The organism is Nonomuraea sp. NPDC049129 (assembly GCF_040648495.1).
Taxonomy (GTDB): Bacteria; Actinomycetota; Actinomycetes; order Streptosporangiales; family Streptosporangiaceae; genus Nonomuraea.
Window position 1 is genome coordinate 76796 of sequence record NZ_JBEZDU010000004.1, and the last position, 16194, is coordinate 92989.

The following is a 16194-nucleotide window of genomic DNA, read 5'->3' on the forward strand; positions in this document are numbered from 1 at the left end:
ACGGCATGCCTAAGAAGGCATGCGAAAGGGGGGCGGGTGAGGGGTCGGGGGATCCAGCGCTCGTCAGAGCGCGGTCAGCGACAGAGGGAGCCGGTCAGACGACAGAGATCGATGTGCAGCCGCTCAACAAGCCACACAGACAGGACGATGAACCTCACAGGATCACTTAACCGTAGTTAACGGGACACTATTCCGACTCTACGAGCGATCTATCTCACAAATCAAGACTTTCCCGACCAGATGTCAGGGGATGGACGGCCGGGTGCTCACCGGCGCGCGTAGTGACTATTGGCTCTGATCAGTCAGGGGTGAATGGCCGCGTTTGACCTCTACCGCAGTTGAGGTTCCAGACTGGGGCTCGTAGTCGTCAAGCGAGGAAGTGAGCAGTTGTGCGAGTTGTACGAGTGGCGGAGTTCGGCGGCCCGGAGGTCCTTCAGATCGCGACCGTGCCGGACCAGGTCCCCGGGCCGGGCCAGGTCGTCGTCGACGTCGAGGCCGCCGGAGTCCTGTCGATCGACACGGTGATCCGCAGCGGGCTGGCCGGTGAGATCTTCCCGGTGGAGTTGCCCTATGTGCCGGGCGTCGGCGCGGCGGGGCAGGTCAGCGCGGTCGGCGAGGGCGTCGATCGGGAGTGGATCGGCCGGCGGGTCCTCGCCGACGTCGAGAACGGCGCGTACGCCGAGCAGGTCGTCACAGCGCTGGAGAACCTCATCCCGATCCCCGATGGCTTGGGGACGCGGGAGGCGTTGGCGTTGCTCCACGACGGCTCCGTGGCGATGCAACTCTTCGACCGGGTCGACCTGCGGCCCGGCGCGACCGTGTTGGTCCAACCCGCCGCCGGCGGCCTGGGCAGCGGGCTGGTGCAGCTCGCCCACGCCGCCGGCGCCCGTGTCATCGGCGCCGCCCGTGGCTCCCGCAAGCTCAAGGCCGTCAAGGAGCTCGGCGCCGACGTGGTGGTCGACTACACCACGCCCGGTTGGCTCGACCAGGTCGGCAGGGTGGACGTGGTCTTCGACGGCGTCGGCGGGGAGCTCGGCCGGGCCGTCTTCGACCTGGTGGAGCCGGGCGGCACGTACTCCAACTACGGATTCTCCGGTGGCGGCGGGTTCACCGAGATCGACCGCGACGAGGCGGCGCGCCGCGGGGTGACCGCGTTCGGCATGGAGCAGCTCGTCGAGGGCCAGCAGCATCGAAGGACGTGGGTGGGACGGGTGCTGAAGGAGGCGGTAGCCGGCCGGATCCGTCCGCTCATCGGCCAGACGTTCCCGCTGGAACACGCCGCCGAGGCGCACGCCGCCCTTGAGAACCGCGACACCCTGGGCAAGACCCTCCTGCTGACCTGACAGGCTTCTCGGTTGTGGTGAGCTTTGGTCAGGGCAGGAGGACCCAGAGGTCGTAACCCTCTGGTGGGTAATAGCAGGCCCAGTCCTTCATGGCGGAGGTCCGAAGATCCTCAAGGCGGCCCTCTGGGCGGTGTCAGCCGCCGGCGGCCGATCGCCTGGTGTTCAGCTGGTCGAACCCCACCGCGACGAGGATGAGCACGCCGATGGCGATCTGGAGGTAGAAGGCGTTGATCGCCAGGAGGTTGCCGCCGTTGTTGAGTACGCCCATGATCAGTGCGCCGGTGGCGGCGCCGATCGCGCTGCCCTTCGCGCCGAAGAGGCTGGCGCCGCCGATGACGCAGGCGGCGATCGCGTTGAGCTCGAAGCCGGTGCCGGCGGTGGGGATGCCCGCTCCCAGACGGGAGGCGAGCAGCACCCCGCCGAGGCCGGCGAGCAGGCCCGAGATCATGTAGACGGAGATCGTCACCAGGCGGACGGGGACGCCCGCGAGGCGGGCCGACTCGGGGTTGGAGCCGACGGCGTAGATGTAGCGGCCGAAGACCGTCCGCGCGAGGACGAACCACATCACGGCGGTGACCACGGCCGCGATGATGAGCAGGTTGGGGATCCCCAGGATCGTGCCGTTGGCGATGGTCTGGAACGCGTCCGGCACACCCTGAATGGTCTGGGCGTCCGTGGTGACCAGGACCAGGCCGCGGGCGATGCCGAGCATGCCCAGCGTCGCGATGAACGGCGGCAGCAGGGCCTTGGTCACCAGCAGCCCGTTGACGATCCCGAGCACTGTGCCGATGCCCACGCCGAGCAGGATCGACGGCACGATCGGCACACCGGCGACCAGGAACTGTGCGGTGGAGGCGCCGGACAGGCCGAGGATGGAGCCGACCGACAGGTCGATCCCGGCGGTCAGGATGACCAGGAGCTGCCCGATCGCGATGATTCCGAAGATGGCGACCTGACGGGCGAGGTTGGCCAGGTTGTTGCCGGTGAGGAACTCGTCGCTGGCGAGCGTGAGTGCGCCGATCGCCACGAGCAGGACGACGAGCCCGCCGCTCTCTCGTCCGGCGATGTCGCCCAGCGTGACGACCCGCCGCTTCGGCTCGGCCGTCGGCTCGGGCGCCTGCCTGGGCTGCGGCACCGTCTCCAGCGCCGCCGTGTCGTCGGCCGCGCCGCCGGGCGGCCTGCTGGTGATCGTCGTGGTCTCGATCGGCTCGCGCCAGACCAGCTTAGGCATCTCGGCTCACCTCTCCTGAGTCGTCCGGCTTCGGGGGAGTCGCGCTCCGAGGGGCCGGGACCTCCCCGCCGTCCTGACTCTCGTTCTCGCCGCTCTGGAGCTCGCCGTCCGGGAGCGCGCCGTCCGGGAGGTCAGTGCCTCCGGCGCCGCTGGCCAGGCGGAGTACGTCCTCCTCAGTGGCGGTTCCGGGAAGCTCGCCCGCGATCGCGCCGTCCCGCAGCACGAGGATGCGATCGGCGAGCCCCAGCAACTCCGGCAGGTACGACGAGACCACGATGATCCCCAGCCCGTCGCCCGCCAGGTCACCGATGACGTTGTAGAGCTCGCCCTTGGCCCCCACGTCGATGCCCTTCGTGGGCTCGTCGAACATCAGTACCTTCGGTTTGGTGAGCAGCCACCGGGCGAGCAGCACCTTCTGCTGGTTGCCGCCGGACAGCGTCGAGACCGGCTGGTCGTACGAACCGGCGCGCAGCCGCAGGCTGTCGAGCAGCCGGTCCGCCTCCTCGGTCTGTTCGCGGCCGGGCAGGAGGCCCCGGCGAGAGCCGCTGCGCAGGCTCGCGATGGTGACGTTCTCCCGGATCGACAGCTCCGGCAGCAGCCCCAGCACCTTGCGGTCCTCGGTAAGAAGTCCTACCCCGGCGGTCATCATCGTGCGCGGCCCGGACGGTTTCACCGACTTGCCCCTGACCTCCACCTCACCGGCCACGATGGGAGCGGCGCCGAAGATGGACAGCAGCAACCCGCTCCGCCCCGCCCCCAGCAGCCCGCCGATGCCGAGAATCTCGCCCTCCCCGACGTGCAGGTCGATGCTCGGCGAGCGGTCGAACCGGCGCAGGCCCCGGACCCGCAGCGCGGGCGTTCCCGCGTGCCGGTGGGTCTCCGGATAGAGCGAGCTGATCTCCCGGCCGACCATCGCGGTGATCAGCCGGTCCTCGTCGTACCCGCTGATCGGCCCGGCCTCGGACAGGCCCCCGTCCCGCAGGACGGTCACCCAGTCGCCGATCTCGAACATCTCCTCCAGCCGGTGCGTCACGTACAGCATCGCTATGCCGCGCTCGCGCAGCCGCAGGATGTGCTGGAGGAGGCGCTCCGACTCCGCCTCTGTGAGCGCCGTGGTCGGCTCGTCGAAGACGATCACCTTGACGGAGTCCGCGGTCAGCACCTTGGCGATCTCCACGAGCTGGCGGGTGGCCGCCGGAAGGCGTTCCACGATCGCGTGCGGACTGAGCTCCGTCAGGCCGACCTCGTCGAGTGCCTTCCTGGCGCGGGTCTCCAGCTGGTTCCTGGCGATGATCCCGGTCCGTGCCGGGAGGCGGCCCATGAACAGGTTCTCCGCGACCGACAGGTGGGGGAGCAGGCTGAGCTCCTGGTAGACGGCCTGCACGCCGGCCGCGCGTACCGATGCCGGGGTCGGCGCGGTGACCGGGTGGCCGTCGATCTCGTAGCTGCCGCTGTCGCGGCGCAGCGCACCCGTCAGCACCCGGATCAGGGTCGACTTCCCCGCGCCGTTCTCCCCGGCCAGGCAGTTCACCTGGCCGGGGACCAGGCGGAGCGAGACGTCGCTGAGCGCCTGGACGGGGCCGAACGCCTTGGAGACGCCGTGCAGCTCGACGACCGGCGCGGTCATCATTCCGCCTTCATCGTCGGCGGGTTGAGCAGCTGCTTCACATCCGGCGCCGTCATGTTGCCCTTGTCGGCCACGACCGCCCCGGGGTCGATGTCACGCGGCGGGATGCGCTTGACCGTGGCCATCCCGGCCGCCAGGACACCCTGGTATCCGAAGAAGTACGGGTTCTGCACCACCAGCGCGTCGATCGTGCCGGCGACGAGCGCGGCGTTCTCCTGCGGGTCGGAGTCGAACGCCACGACGGGGACGGTCGCGGCGGCGTGGTTGTCCTGGATCGCCCGAGCCGCGCCGACACCCGAGGTGTTGTTGTCGGCGAAGACCCCCGCCAGGTTCGGATTGGCGGTCAGCGCGTCGTTGACCTGCGACGCCGCGGTGTTGATGTCGTTGTTGTTGAAGCGCTGCAGCCCCACCTTGACCTGCGGGCAGTTGTTCGCGATGCCCTGCTTGAAGCCGGCGTCCCGAGCGACGAGTGACTGGATGCCGGCCACCGAGGACTCGATCATGACAGTGCCGCTCGTCTTGTTCTGCGCCTTGAGCAGCTCGCACATGCGCTTGCCCGCCTGGGTCCCGGCCTTGACGTTGTCGGTGCCGATGAACCCCTCTGAGGCGGTGGTCACGCGGCTGTCCACGGTGATGACCTTGAGACCCGCCTTGCGCGCCCGGTCGATCGCCGAGTTCAGGGCGCTGGAGGAGTTGGGCGCGATGACCAGCCCGTCGACGCCCCGGGAGATGGCGTTCTCGACCAGTTGTACCTGCTGGTCGATGTTCGTCTCGGAGGTCGGGCCGAACGTGCTCACGTTGAGCCCGAAATCCCCGCCTGACTGCTTCGCCCCGGCGATCATCGTCTGCCAGAACGAGGAGTCGCTCGCCTTGATGATCACATCGATCTTCTTGCCGCTCGCCAGCCCGCCCGCGCCGCCGCCCGCGGCGTGTCCGGCCGTACTTGTCGCCCGGCCTCCCACCACCCCGAGTACCAGCGCCACCAGCGCGATCGCCGCGACCAGCGAGAGCGAGAAAACGATTCGAGAACTAGCCATGACGACCCCCTGAAAGGTGTCTCAGGCGGCAGTCGCTCTCGGTCGTAGCGCCCCCGAGAACACCCTTCCAGCAAAGCCTGGGAATTCACTGGTTCGAAACTAGTAAAGAGAAAAGAACTCATTACTCGCATCCGCCAACCACCGCGCCGCTGAGCGCCACAGCGGCGGCGGTTGAGCGACTACAGCGGTTACAGCAGGATGCGGCGGTGCCGCGCGTACTGGCGAGGGCGCTGGACCCTGGCGAGCTCGCGGAGGGCGCGCGACGCGCCGCTCCGCCTGGCCAGGGCGAGCGCCTGACGGGCCGCCTCGGCCGAGCGCTCCTTGTCATGGGCGTCGGCGTACGCGTGGGCCATGCGGGCCAGGGCGTAGGCGACGGCGTACGTCGGCTGCGCCTTCGGCGGTCCCAGCTCCAGGATCTCGATCGCGCCACCGGCCTGACCGAGGTCGATGAGGCACCCGGCGCACAGCGCGTTGTGCGCCTCGGCCGAGCAGTCGAACCGGTAGGGCGGGTCCTCGTCCGGTTCCTCCAGCGACTGCGCCGACTCCTCCAGGCGGCGATGGCACATGTCCACGTCCCCGGCGAGGGCGTGGCCCTGCGCTTCGTGATGCCGGCACAAAGCGTCCATCCGTGGCGGCAGTTCGGCGCGTTCGCGGGCCGCGATGGCCAGGTCCACGAGCCGGCTGGGATCGCCGGTGGTGTCGGAAAGACCGCCCCGCTGGGCGAGCGTGTACGCCTCCAGCAGCGCGTCCGCCGTTCCACGGGCATCGCTGATGGCCTCGTCCGACCAGGTCAGCGCCCCGTCGGGGTCGCCGGCCTCGTGGTGCATGCGGCTGATCAGCTCGGCGTTCTCCGCGGCGAGCGCCAGGAAGGCGCGCCTGACCGGCGTACTGGCGTCGCGGTGGAACTCCTCGATCCCGGCGAAGACCGGCCGCAGCGCGTTGATCAGGTCGGCGGGGCGGAGGTCGGTCCGGGAGTAGGCGTCGAGGAGGGTCCTGAAGTAACGGACCGTCCCGTCATCGGCGCGCTGGGGCGCCTCGATCGCCCGGCCGGTACGCTCCTCCTCTTCGGCGCTGAACATCCCCGACTGCAACGGGATGTTCGTGACGTAGTGCCACCGGGTGGTGCCGGCCGCGTCCCCGACGAACAGGTCCGCCTCGTCCACGCCGAACGTCCGGCAGAGCAACTCCGCGTGCGACTCGTCGAGCCGCCGCTCTCCGGTCTCCCACAGCCGGATCATCGAGCTGAGCGCCTCCGGTTCGGGGAGCTGATCACGCGTCGTCTCGTCCGCCGCGTCGGCCAGCCGTCTCCCGAGCTCGTCGCGGCTCCACAGCCGTCCACGGCGCAGGACCCTCAGGCGGGCGGCCCAGATCGGAACATCGATGTCAGCCATTGGCGTTCCTTCAGCGTCCGAGTGATTTGTCTCTATTGTCCGTTTCCCTGGGCTGTCTCGTTAACCCTGAATCGGTAGATCAGCCGGTTGACCTGGGCGGATGGCCGCCCCTGCGGGTGATGTCACATAGCGGTCCAAAGCCGGAAACCTCCGCGCAACCCTTGACACGCCAACCCGCCACCCAGCACGCTTGTCGGGAAATGAAAAGACTTTTCACACAGTGAAAAGCATTGGAAGGCGGCCACACCCCCATGAGCCACGAACCCGCGCTCGCCCAGTACCCTCCCGACCATCCGGCACCAGCGGCGCCGTCCGCTGACGCCCGGCTGAGAACCGGGGCGCAGGCCGCCCTCGTGGCCCTCTCGGTCTATGTCGCGATCGAGTCCCTGAGCCTGGGTCTGTGGTCCTCGTTCGGCCCTGGGGCGGGGTTCTTCCCGTTCGTGCTGGGTGTGGCGCTCGGGGCGCTGAGCGTCGCGTGGTTCTTCCAGTCGATCCGCGAGGGGCGCGCCGACGCCGCGCCGGGCGACCGGACCGACGTCCGGCACGCCGTCGCCGTGCTGGTCAGCCTCGTGGTCCTGGCGGCGGTCATGGACCTGCTCGGCTACCAGATCAGCATGTTCCTGTTCCTCATGTTCCACCTCAAATGGCGGGCGGGACGAAGCTGGGCGCTGTCGCTGGTGCTGGCCCTGGTGGGCAGCGCGGGCGTCTTCTACGGCTTCGAGCACGGTCTGATGGTGCAGCTGCCGCCGTCGGCGATCCCGTTCCTCGCCGGATGGGGTCTGTGATGGATGTCCTGTCCGACCTGCTCGGCGGTCTGTCGACGGCGCTGTCGCCGCAGAACCTCCTGTACGCGTTCATCGGCTGCACACTCGGCACCCTGATCGGGGTACTGCCCGGCATCGGCCCCGTCGCCGGGGTGGCGCTGCTCATCCCGCTCACCCTCAACCTGGACCCGACCAGCGCCATCATCATGCTGGCCGCCATCTTCTACGGCACCCAGTACGGCGGCACGATCACCAGCGTCCTGCTCAACACACCGGGCGAGGCCGCCTCCGCGATCACCACGATCGACGGCTACGCCATGACCAGGCAGGGCCGCGCGGGAGTCGCGCTCACCATCGCCGCGCTCGGCTCGTTCGTGGGCGGCACCGTCGCCACGGCGGGGCTCGTCGTCGCGGCCAAGCCGCTCGGCGACCTGGGCCTGCGGATCGGGCCGCCGGAGTTCTTCGCCCTCATGGTGCTCGGCATCTCGCTGCTGGTCGCGCTCGCGGGCCGCTCCATGACCAAGGCGCTCATCTCCGGCGTGCTCGGCCTGCTGATCTCCATGGTCGGCATCGACCCCGTGGGCGGGGCGCCCAGGTTCACCTTCGGCAGCGATCGGCTGCTCGACGGCATCAACTTCGTCGCCGTCATCATCGGGCTCTTCGGACTGTCGGAGATCCTCGGCGCGGCCAAGGGCGGCACCGCGCAGGCGGTGGCGCCAGGGCTGCGGGCGCTCCTGCCCGGCCGCACGGACCTGCGGCGCAGCGTGCCCGCGATTGCCAGGGGTACCGGCATCGGGTTCGCGCTCGGGCTGATCCCGGGGATGACCGGCTCGGTCTCCTCGCTGCTCGCCTACGGCGCGGAGCGGAAGTTCGGCAGGCACCGCGCCGAGCTGGGGTCGGGCGCGGTGGAGGGCGTCGCGGGCCCGGAGACGGCGAACAACGCCCACGCGAACGGCGCGCTCGTGCCGCTGTTCACGCTCGGCATCCCGGCCTCGCCGACGATCGCCGTGCTCATGGGTGCCTTCCTGCAACAAGGGCTGACGCCGGGTCCCACGTTGTTCGCCGAGCACGCGGACGTCGCCTGGGGGATCATCGCCAGCCTGTTCGTCGGCAACGTCATCCTGCTGGTGCTGAACGTGCCGCTGGTCGGGGTGTGGACGTCCATTCTGCGCATTCCGTATCCGGTGCTGACCGCGATGATCCTCACCTTCATGGTGGTGGGCGCCTACACGATCAACTTCACCGTCTTCGACGTCTTCGTGATGGTCGCCTTCGGGCTGCTCGGCCTCGCGCTGCGCCGCCTGGACATCCCTCTCGCGCCCCTGGTGCTGACCCTCGTGCTCGGGCCCCTCATGGAACGTTCCCTGCGCGAGTCGCTGGAGCTGTCCCAGGGCGACTTCACCGTCTTCCTCACCCGTCCGATCAGCGTCGTGCTGCTGGTGGTCGCGCTCGTCATCGCGGCGAGCCCGCTGCTGCGGCTGCGCAAGCCCGCCGCGCTGGCCGAAGATCCCGAAGCCTGACCAGAACGTCACCCCCCAAGAAAGAGGAGCCATCGTGAGACTCAAGATCGCAGTCATGGCCGTGGCCGTGACGACAGCGCTCGCCGCGTGCGGTGCCCAGCAGGCCGGCGGGGCCCCGGGCGCCTGGCCGCGCAAGGGGAAGCCGATCACGCTGATCGTCTCCTTCGCGCCCGGCGCGGCCGTCGACGCGGCGGCCCGCGTGGTCGCGCCCATGCTGGAGAAGGAGCTGGGTACGAACGTCGAGGTGCTCAACCGGCCGGGCGCCGGCGGCCAGATCGGCTACACCGCGCTCAGCAAGGCCAAGGCGGACGGCTACACCATCGGCGCCACCGGCTCGCCGTCCATCGTCGTCTCGCCCCTCGACCCGAGCCGGGGCGCCACCTACACACGGCAGAGCTTCCAGCCGCTCGGCATGCAGGTCCTCGACCCGATGCTCGTCGGGGTCGACCCCAGCAGTCCGTACAAGACCCTGAAGGACCTGATCGAGGCGGTCAAGGCCAAGCCGAAGAGCATCACCGTCACCACCACGGGCGTGCAGACCGGCGAGCACTTCGCGCTGGCCGACATCCAGCAGAAGACGGGGGCGCAGTTCGCGCCCGTGCACTTCTCGGAGGGCGCCGCGTCGGCCATCGCCGCCTTCCTCGGCAAGCACGTCGGCGCGTACGTCGGCAACGTCAGCGACGTCAAGCCCCTCGTCGCCCAGGGCAAGATCAAGGTGCTCGGGGTCATGTCGGGGCAGCGCAGTCCGTTCCTGCCGGATGTGCCCACCTTCGCCGAGCAGGGGTACCAGATCGAGCAGGCGACCGCCCGCGGCTACGCGGCTCCGGCAGGGGTGCCCGCCGAGGTGCGTACCAAGATCGAGGCGGCGTTGAAGAAGGCCATCGAGGATCCGGCGGTCGTCGCCAAGATGAAGGATCTCGGCCTGGGCACCGTCTACAAGTCCGGTCAGGAGTACGCCACGTACTGGACCGAGCAGGAAACCACCATCAAGCAGACCCTTCCCCTCGTCCGTAATGACAAAGGCTGATTTGAAAAAGGCTGAGAGGCAACGAACATGACTGAACCCTCCGTGCTGAACAGGCTCGCCGCTCTGCCCACCGCCAACATCGGCGATGCGATGGACCGCCTCGGCATCCTCGACTCCCGGATCCGCCCGGTCTGGCCCGGCGCCCGCGTGGCCGGGCGCGCCTTCACCATATGGACCCGGTCGGGCGACAACGCGCTCATCCACCAGGCGCTCGAGGTCGTCGGGGCGGGCGACGTCATCGTGGTCAACGGCGGTGGCGACGAGTCCAGGGCGCTGATCGGCGAGCTGATCGGCCAGCGCGCCAAGAACAGCGGCGTGGCCGGATTCGTCATCGACGGAGCCGTCAGGGACGCCGAAGGGCTTGGCGAGATGGGCATGCCGGTCTTCGCGCGAGCGGTGACGCCCGCGGGGCCGTACAAGAACGGACCTGGTCATCTCGGCCGCACGATCGCGGTCGGCGGCGTCGCCGTCGCACCGGGAGACCTGATCCTCGGGGACGCCGACGGTGTGGTGGTGGTTCCGCTCGCCGAGGCCGAGCGGGTCGCGCAGGCGGCGGAGGCGGTCTTCAGCCTCGAGGAGGGCAAACGGGCTGCCATCCTTGGATCCGAGTGACAGCGAATCCGCGTGACAACCGTTCTCCTAGGGCGAGGGAGTTCCACCGATGGCCGCTGGGCAGCCACAGCCGTCCATGCGCTCGGTCGAGCGCGCGTTCGACGTGATCGAGGTGCTGGAGCAGAGCGACAAGCCGATGCGGCTATCGGACGTCGCGCGGCGGGCCGGTCTGTCCCCGGCCACCACCCTGCGCCTGCTCGGGGTGCTCCAGCGCCGCGGGTTCGTGGTCGCCGAGCAGCAGGCCTACCACCTCGGCCCGGCCACGCTCGCGGCCGCCCACAGCTTCCTCGTCACCGACAGCCTGAGCCGCGCCGCCACCCCGGTGCTGCAGGAACTGGCCGCCACCACCGGCCTGACCGCGACCCTGCACATCAGATCGGGCCTGGAGCGCATCGTCATCGCCCGGGTCGACGGCGCCGATCCGCTGCGTTACCAGCTCCCCATCGGCCAGCGGCTCCCGCTGCATCTCGGCGCGGGCAAGGTGCTCGCGGCGGCCATGCCCGAGGAAGAGCTCGAGGCCCTGATGTCAGCGGTACGCGACCTGAGCACCGCGGGCGGCAAGTCCGTGAGCGAGGCGGACCTGCGTGCCGAACTGGCGCTGATCAGGGAGCGCGGCTACCACGTCTCCGCCGACGAGCGCGTGGTGGGCTCCTCGGGCGTGAGCGCGCCCGTGCCGCGCCCGGACGGCCAGGTCATGGCCACGGTGGGCATCTCCGGCCCCGCCGAACGCCACCCCGAGAGCGAAATGCTGAGCATCGTGCCCGAACTGCTCCGCGCCGCCGCCGCGCTCGGCCGCGCGCGTGACCTTTGACGATCTCCTTTCGTTAACCTCTCCACTTCTTTGAGCAAGGATTGATGAAAATGCGTTGTGCCGTCATCGGCCTGGGAGAGGCGGGCGGCGTCTTCGCCGCCGCACTCGCCGCGTCCGGGCACGAGGTGCTCGGGTACGACCCCGCCAACACCCCCACGCCTGAAGGTGTCACCAGGACCGCGACGCTGCGGGAGTGCGTCGAGGGAGCCGCGTACGTCCTGGTTCTGACCGCTGCGTCCGCCGCCCCCGCCGTCGCGGCGGAATGTGCGCCCCTTCTTGCCGAAGGCGCCTGCTACGCCGACTTCACCTCCGCGCCCCCCTTGGTCATGGAGCGGCTCGGCGGGACCATCGACGGCTTCGCGGACGTGGCCATTCTCGGCCCCGTGCCGCTGCATGGGCACAAGGTGCCGCTCCTCGTCAGCGGGCCGGGCGCGGCGGCGGTCTCCCGGCTCGTGAGCCCGCTCGGTACCCCTGTGGAAGTGCTCGACGCGCCGCCCGGCGCGGCGATGGCCCGCAAGCTCCTGCGCAGTGTGTTCATGAAGGGGCTGGCCTTGGTGGTCTGCGAAGCCGTCACAGCGGGGGAGGCGGCGGGTGACAAGGACTGGATCCGGGCCGAGGTCGCCAGGCAGCTCGCCGGTGACGGGCAGGCGGTCATCGACCGGTTCCTGACCGGCACGCGTACGCATGCCGTACGGCGGGCACAGGAAATGCACGACACCGGGGCGTACCTGGACGATCTCGGGGTGCCGACCGAGATGACCCGCGCCGCCGAACGGGGTCTGCGCCGCATCGCGACCCAAGCCGACCCTCTCCTGGCCGAGGCCCGTCCCTGACGGTTCGCTTCCCAGGCGGTCATGTCGTGGCATGGTCGCCTGGGAAGCAGCCGTATTTCAGGGCCGAACCCCTCTGGCGTCAGATCCGGTCGCTGAGGGTGCGCAGCAGTGCGCCGAACCCGCGAGTGGCGAGACGCGGCGGGGCGGCTCCGTTCATGCGCAGGAGGTATTCGCCTTGCAGCAGCGTCCTCGGGCCGGACACCGCGAGGCTGTGCGTGGCGATCGTGGAGGCCAGGGCCGCCTGCCGCCTCCGCCTGGCCGAGTACACCTCTACGACGGAGGCCGGGTCGGGCACGGCGCCCAGGCAGTCCACCAGCGTCGCCACGTCCTCTAACGCCTGGTTCGTGCCCTGCGCCATGACGGGCGGCATCCCGTGCGCCGCGTCCCCGAGCAGCACGCACCGCCCGCCACCCCAACGGCGCGGCACCCTGTGCCGGGTGTGCGGGAACACCTCGGCGTCGCCCTCACCCAGCGACGCCAGCACCCGCTCGACCGGCGAGCCCCACCCCCCGAACCGCCGGCGCAACATCTCCAGCGGCTTGTCCTCCGGCGGCGCGCCCGGCGACCACGGCACGTCGAAGAACCACTGCATGAGCCCGTCACCCGCCCCCATGTACCCGAAGTCACCCCGCCGGCCGACCATCATCGTCGTGGCCGACCCGGGATCGAACGGGGCCGGCGTCAGGCCCTGCCAGGTCGCCACACCGGTCTGGGCCGCCGGGCCGTCGCCCAGGACGAGGGTACGCACCCGCGAGCGCACCCCGTCGGCTCCGACCAGGACGTCACCGGCGTACTCCTGACCTGCCTGAGTCCGCACTTGTACGCCGCCGCCGTCGGCCCGCAGCTCCGCGACCCGTGCGCCGAACCGTACGGTCCCCTGCGGCAGGCCGCTCTCCAGGAGGGTGATCAGCGACCCGCGCGGGATCACCCGCGCCACCGACCCGAACCGTTCGGCCAGCGCCGCCAGGTCGAACTCCAGCACCCGGCGCCCGCGTGCGGTCCGCAGGCATAACGTCGTCAGCGGTTGTCCGGTCCCTTCCAGATCGACGCCCAGGTCCCCGAGGATGGCCGTGCCGTTGTGCCACAGCGTGATGGCCCCGCCCTGGACGCGCGGCTCCGGTGCCTGCTCCAGCACGACCACCTCGTGGCCCGCGCCGATCAATCCCCGTGCCGCCGCGAGCCCGCTGATCCCCGCCCCTGCCACAAGCACCCGCACCGGCGGCCTCCACTTCAACTCTACGAGAAGTAGTACTACCCCTTATAGAGCATCTGGCCACCGTCCACAAGGTCGCATGGAACAGGGCCTCCACCGCGCCGTGGAGGCCCTGCCAACGCTTGATGGTCAGCTGCAGTGTTCGAAGATGCTGTCGTAGGTGGAGGAGCCTGCCTTGCCGCCCCACCTCACGCACTTGTCCGCCGCCGCGGCGCGTACCGGCCCCGCGTAGTACGCGAAGTTGCCTGAGTCGGTGACCCTGCTACTTCCCTGCACTTCCAGGTAGGCGCTCGTCGCCGTGGCGGTGCCGAGGGAGGTTCGCTTCAGGGTGGTGACGCAGTTGTTGCCGTTGCCGCTGTTGTAGAGCAGGTAGACCGTGCCGGAGGTGCCGAGCGCCGCCGAGTCGATCACGTCGTAGCCGGCGCCGCAGACCTCCTGCGGGGTGTACGGGTTGGTGGTGTTGCCGCAGTTCTTGGAGGTCACCGTCTGGTTGGGGTAGCCGAAGGTCGTGCCGTTGAAGACGGCCTTCTGGATGTTGGAGGGGTAGTCGGTGCCCAGCCGTACCTCGTAGTGGAGGTGGGGGGAGATGTTGTTACCTGGCTTGCTGGTGTTGCCGACCGTGCCGATCTTCTGCCCCTGGGAGACGGTGGCTCCCTCGCTGACCGAGCGAGTGTTCAGGTGCGCGTAGTAGGTCGCCCAGCCGCCGCCATGGTCGATCTTGACGAGGTTGCCGTAGCCGTTGGTCGAGCCCTGGTGGGCGGAGATGACCACCGTGCCCGCGGCCGCGGCCACCACGGGGTCGCCCAGGTCGGCGTCGGCCGTGCTGCCCCTGTTGAAGTCGATCTCCCATGACAGGTGGGCGCTGCTCCCGTTGGAGTTGCCGGTCCACGCCTGCCCACAGGGGAAGGGCAGCTGGAAGTTGGTGGCCATGATGCTCGCGTCCGCTGTCACCTGGTTGGGCGGGTCGCCACCGCTCTCCTCGCCTGGGTCGGCGGCGGCGACACTCAGGAACAGGGCTAAGCCCGCGATCGCGATTGCTCGGAGTTTCAACTGGACCCCTTCCGCACCGTGTATGTCTTGCTAGGGCCCAGGGTGGGAAAAATCCGTACAGAAAACATACAGAAACTGCATGGTTCCGCTCCGTGTCCGTACGTGGCCCCCCGTACGCCCGGCAAGGACCGGCGATCCGGCCCGTGAGCTAAGCCGTCCGAGCCGCCACCGTCCGCCACCCGAAGGTGATGGAGCCGACCAGAAGCACCAGGCCGGACAGCACGCCACTGATGAGCGGCACCCAGGCCACGGCCGCCGTGGACGCCAGAACGAGACCGGCGACGCCCAGCAGGGTGAGCACCACACCGGGCACGGCAATGCTCCAGTCCTTCCATATGGGCGCCAACGCGATGAAGTGCACACCGACCACGAACGCCACCCAGGCCACATTGGTCTCAACAGGGCGTTCCCAGGCGGCCAGCACCCGGAGGCCACCGAAGAGCAGAATCGCCTCGGCGGCGACGATGATCAGGTAGCCGCGGCTGAACATGTTCCGCTGCGGGCCCGCGGCGGACCGCTCCTTGCGGGCGGTGACGAACCACAGGGCCAGGACACTCGCGGCCGCCAGGCACGCGGCCACCCGCAAGAGGTTCACGGTCACGGTGTTGAGCGGGCTCTGCGCGTTGACGACGACGAAGACCGCGCCGAAGACCGCGCCAACCAGCAATCCAGTCATTCGCTGCATGATCTTATCGAACTCCGAATCGGGTGGGGGCCGCAGTGGGGCTGGGCCGAGGACGAGGTAGGTCTGGCACTACCGCGCCGCGCGGCGGCAGAGAGGCGGGACTGGGCACTACCTGACTGCGCCGCGCAGGTAAGCCAGCACGGCCAGCACCCGCCGGTTGTCGTCATCGGAAGCAGGTAGCTCCAGCTTGGCGAACACGCCGGCCACGTGCTTGCCCACGGCCGCCTCCGTGATGGACAGGGTGCGGGCGACGGCCTTGTTGGAGCGCCCTTCGGCGATCAGCGCCAGCACCTCGCGCTCGCGCGGGGTCAGCTGGTGAGCAGCCTCAGTGACCTCCCTGGCCCTGGACCAGGTCTGCTCGAACAGATCGATGAGGGTGGCGATCAGACTCTGCTGCCGGATCACCAGCGCGCCCGGCGAGTAGGCGACGGGGGTGATGCGGACGAACGCGATGGTCCGGTCGAAGATGAGCAACTGCTGGATCGGCTCGTCGACGACCCGGTGCAGGTCACCGGCCGCGTGCAACTCCCTGAGCCGGGCCGCTTTGCGGGGGTCGTCCAGCACGCTCGCGTGGATGATCGTGCGCATCGTCATGCCGTCCCGCAGGGCGTCGAGCACGTCGACCCGGCTCCTCTGCTCCTCGCGGCCCTTCTCCGACGAGCCCACCGGATGCATGGCGCGCAGCTCCCCGGCCGAGGCGGCGGCCTGCGCGATCTGCTGCCGTACGAGCTCGCGGTCCTCCAGCCGTTCGACGTCGACGGGGATGCCGCGCAGCTCGCCCACCACCTCTTCCAGCCGATGGGCCAGCTGAGCCAACGACACGCTCTCGTCCACACGCCTCCTTCGCCTACCGCGCCGTCCGGACGCGAACCCCCTGGCAGTTGCCGACCATTCTCGCAGCGCCTGCATGAGCTGCGCCGCGGCGCGGGTGGTCGAGCCGCGGGTGGAGCTGGTAATGCGAGTGGAGCCGGTAATGCGAATAGTCCTTTATGACTGACCGATGGCGCCTGAGGGTAGAAGTTCTCCAGAGAGGTTTGCTCCGATTATTTC

General features: G+C 69.6%; 16 protein-coding genes. 7 read left to right on the forward strand and 9 right to left on the reverse strand.

Annotation, left to right across the window (positions count from 1 at the left end; genetic code table 11):
* Positions 1-74 precede the first annotated feature (74 nt).
* Positions 75-158: a putative leader peptide gene (locus AB0B64_RS13235; RefSeq protein ID WP_357943094.1), complete on the reverse strand. Its 84-nt coding sequence runs from the start codon at positions 156-158 to the stop codon at positions 75-77.
* Positions 159-389: 231 nt separating this feature from the next.
* Here AB0B64_RS13235 and AB0B64_RS13240 point away from each other — a divergent pair, with 231 nt between their 5' ends.
* Entirely contained in the window at positions 390-1343 is a 954-nt protein-coding gene (locus tag AB0B64_RS13240) for a zinc-binding dehydrogenase (protein WP_358177076.1), read from the forward strand.
* Positions 1344-1476: 133 nt separating this feature from the next.
* Here AB0B64_RS13240 and AB0B64_RS13245 read toward each other — a convergent pair whose 3' ends face one another.
* The 4 genes from AB0B64_RS13245 to AB0B64_RS13260 form a co-directional block, all read right to left on the reverse strand.
* Positions 1477-2574, reverse strand: a complete 1098-nt coding sequence (locus tag AB0B64_RS13245; RefSeq protein WP_358177079.1) for an ABC transporter permease — start codon at positions 2572-2574, stop codon at positions 1477-1479.
* Positions 2567-4204 carry a sugar ABC transporter ATP-binding protein gene (locus tag AB0B64_RS13250; protein ID WP_358177082.1) on the reverse strand — a complete coding sequence of 546 codons (1638 nt, stop codon included), beginning with the start codon at positions 4202-4204 and terminating at the stop codon, positions 2567-2569. Before AB0B64_RS13250 ends, AB0B64_RS13245 begins: the two co-directional genes overlap by 8 nt.
* Positions 4201-5238: an ABC transporter substrate-binding protein gene (locus tag AB0B64_RS13255; protein ID WP_225289951.1), complete on the reverse strand. Its 1038-nt coding sequence runs from the start codon at positions 5236-5238 to the stop codon at positions 4201-4203. Before AB0B64_RS13255 ends, AB0B64_RS13250 begins: the two co-directional genes overlap by 4 nt.
* A 188-nt stretch (positions 5239-5426) precedes the next feature.
* Complete coding sequence (locus AB0B64_RS13260; RefSeq protein WP_358177085.1) at positions 5427-6629, reverse strand: hypothetical protein; 1203 nt, start codon at positions 6627-6629, stop codon at positions 5427-5429.
* Between the two features lie 251 nt (positions 6630-6880).
* Here AB0B64_RS13260 and AB0B64_RS13265 point away from each other — a divergent pair, with 251 nt between their 5' ends.
* From AB0B64_RS13265 to AB0B64_RS13290, 6 genes are read left to right on the forward strand one after another with little or no spacing between them, the layout of a single operon-like run.
* Entirely contained in the window at positions 6881-7414 is a 534-nt protein-coding gene (locus AB0B64_RS13265) for a tripartite tricarboxylate transporter TctB family protein (protein ID WP_358177088.1), read from the forward strand.
* Positions 7414-8913 carry a tripartite tricarboxylate transporter permease gene (locus AB0B64_RS13270; protein WP_357941731.1) on the forward strand — a complete coding sequence of 500 codons (1500 nt, stop codon included), beginning with the start codon at positions 7414-7416 and terminating at the stop codon, positions 8911-8913. Before AB0B64_RS13265 ends, AB0B64_RS13270 begins: the two co-directional genes overlap by 1 nt.
* 34 nt (positions 8914-8947) lie before the next feature.
* Positions 8948-9940 carry a tripartite tricarboxylate transporter substrate binding protein gene (locus AB0B64_RS13275; RefSeq protein WP_358177091.1) on the forward strand — a complete coding sequence of 331 codons (993 nt, stop codon included), beginning with the start codon at positions 8948-8950 and terminating at the stop codon, positions 9938-9940.
* Positions 9941-9967: 27 nt separating this feature from the next.
* The gene (locus AB0B64_RS13280; RefSeq protein WP_357941735.1) at positions 9968-10552 is read left to right on the forward strand and encodes a methyltransferase; all 585 of its coding nucleotides are present in this window, start codon (positions 9968-9970) and stop codon (positions 10550-10552) included.
* Between the two features lie 49 nt (positions 10553-10601).
* On the forward strand, positions 10602-11363 hold the full coding sequence (locus AB0B64_RS13285) for an IclR family transcriptional regulator (protein ID WP_357941737.1): 762 nt from the start codon (positions 10602-10604) through the stop codon (positions 11361-11363).
* A 44-nt stretch (positions 11364-11407) separates the two neighbouring features.
* Positions 11408-12196, forward strand: coding sequence for a DUF1932 domain-containing protein (locus AB0B64_RS13290; RefSeq protein ID WP_357941739.1), 789 nt, complete (start codon positions 11408-11410; stop codon positions 12194-12196).
* Positions 12197-12275: 79 nt separating this feature from the next.
* Here AB0B64_RS13290 and AB0B64_RS13295 read toward each other — a convergent pair whose 3' ends face one another.
* From AB0B64_RS13295 to AB0B64_RS13310, 4 genes are all read right to left on the reverse strand, one after another.
* Entirely contained in the window at positions 12276-13412 is a 1137-nt protein-coding gene (locus AB0B64_RS13295; protein WP_358177094.1) for an NAD(P)/FAD-dependent oxidoreductase, read from the reverse strand.
* Between the two features lie 126 nt (positions 13413-13538).
* A complete protein-coding gene (locus tag AB0B64_RS13300; RefSeq protein ID WP_357941743.1) occupies positions 13539-14459 on the reverse strand; it encodes a M23 family metallopeptidase in 921 nt (306 codons plus the stop codon).
* A gap of 148 nt (positions 14460-14607) precedes the next feature.
* Positions 14608-15135 carry a hypothetical protein gene (locus AB0B64_RS13305; protein WP_357941745.1) on the reverse strand — a complete coding sequence of 176 codons (528 nt, stop codon included), beginning with the start codon at positions 15133-15135 and terminating at the stop codon, positions 14608-14610.
* Between the two features lie 117 nt (positions 15136-15252).
* Positions 15253-15978, reverse strand: coding sequence for a helix-turn-helix transcriptional regulator (locus AB0B64_RS13310; RefSeq protein WP_357941747.1), 726 nt, complete (start codon positions 15976-15978; stop codon positions 15253-15255).
* Positions 15979-16194 lie beyond the last annotated feature (216 nt).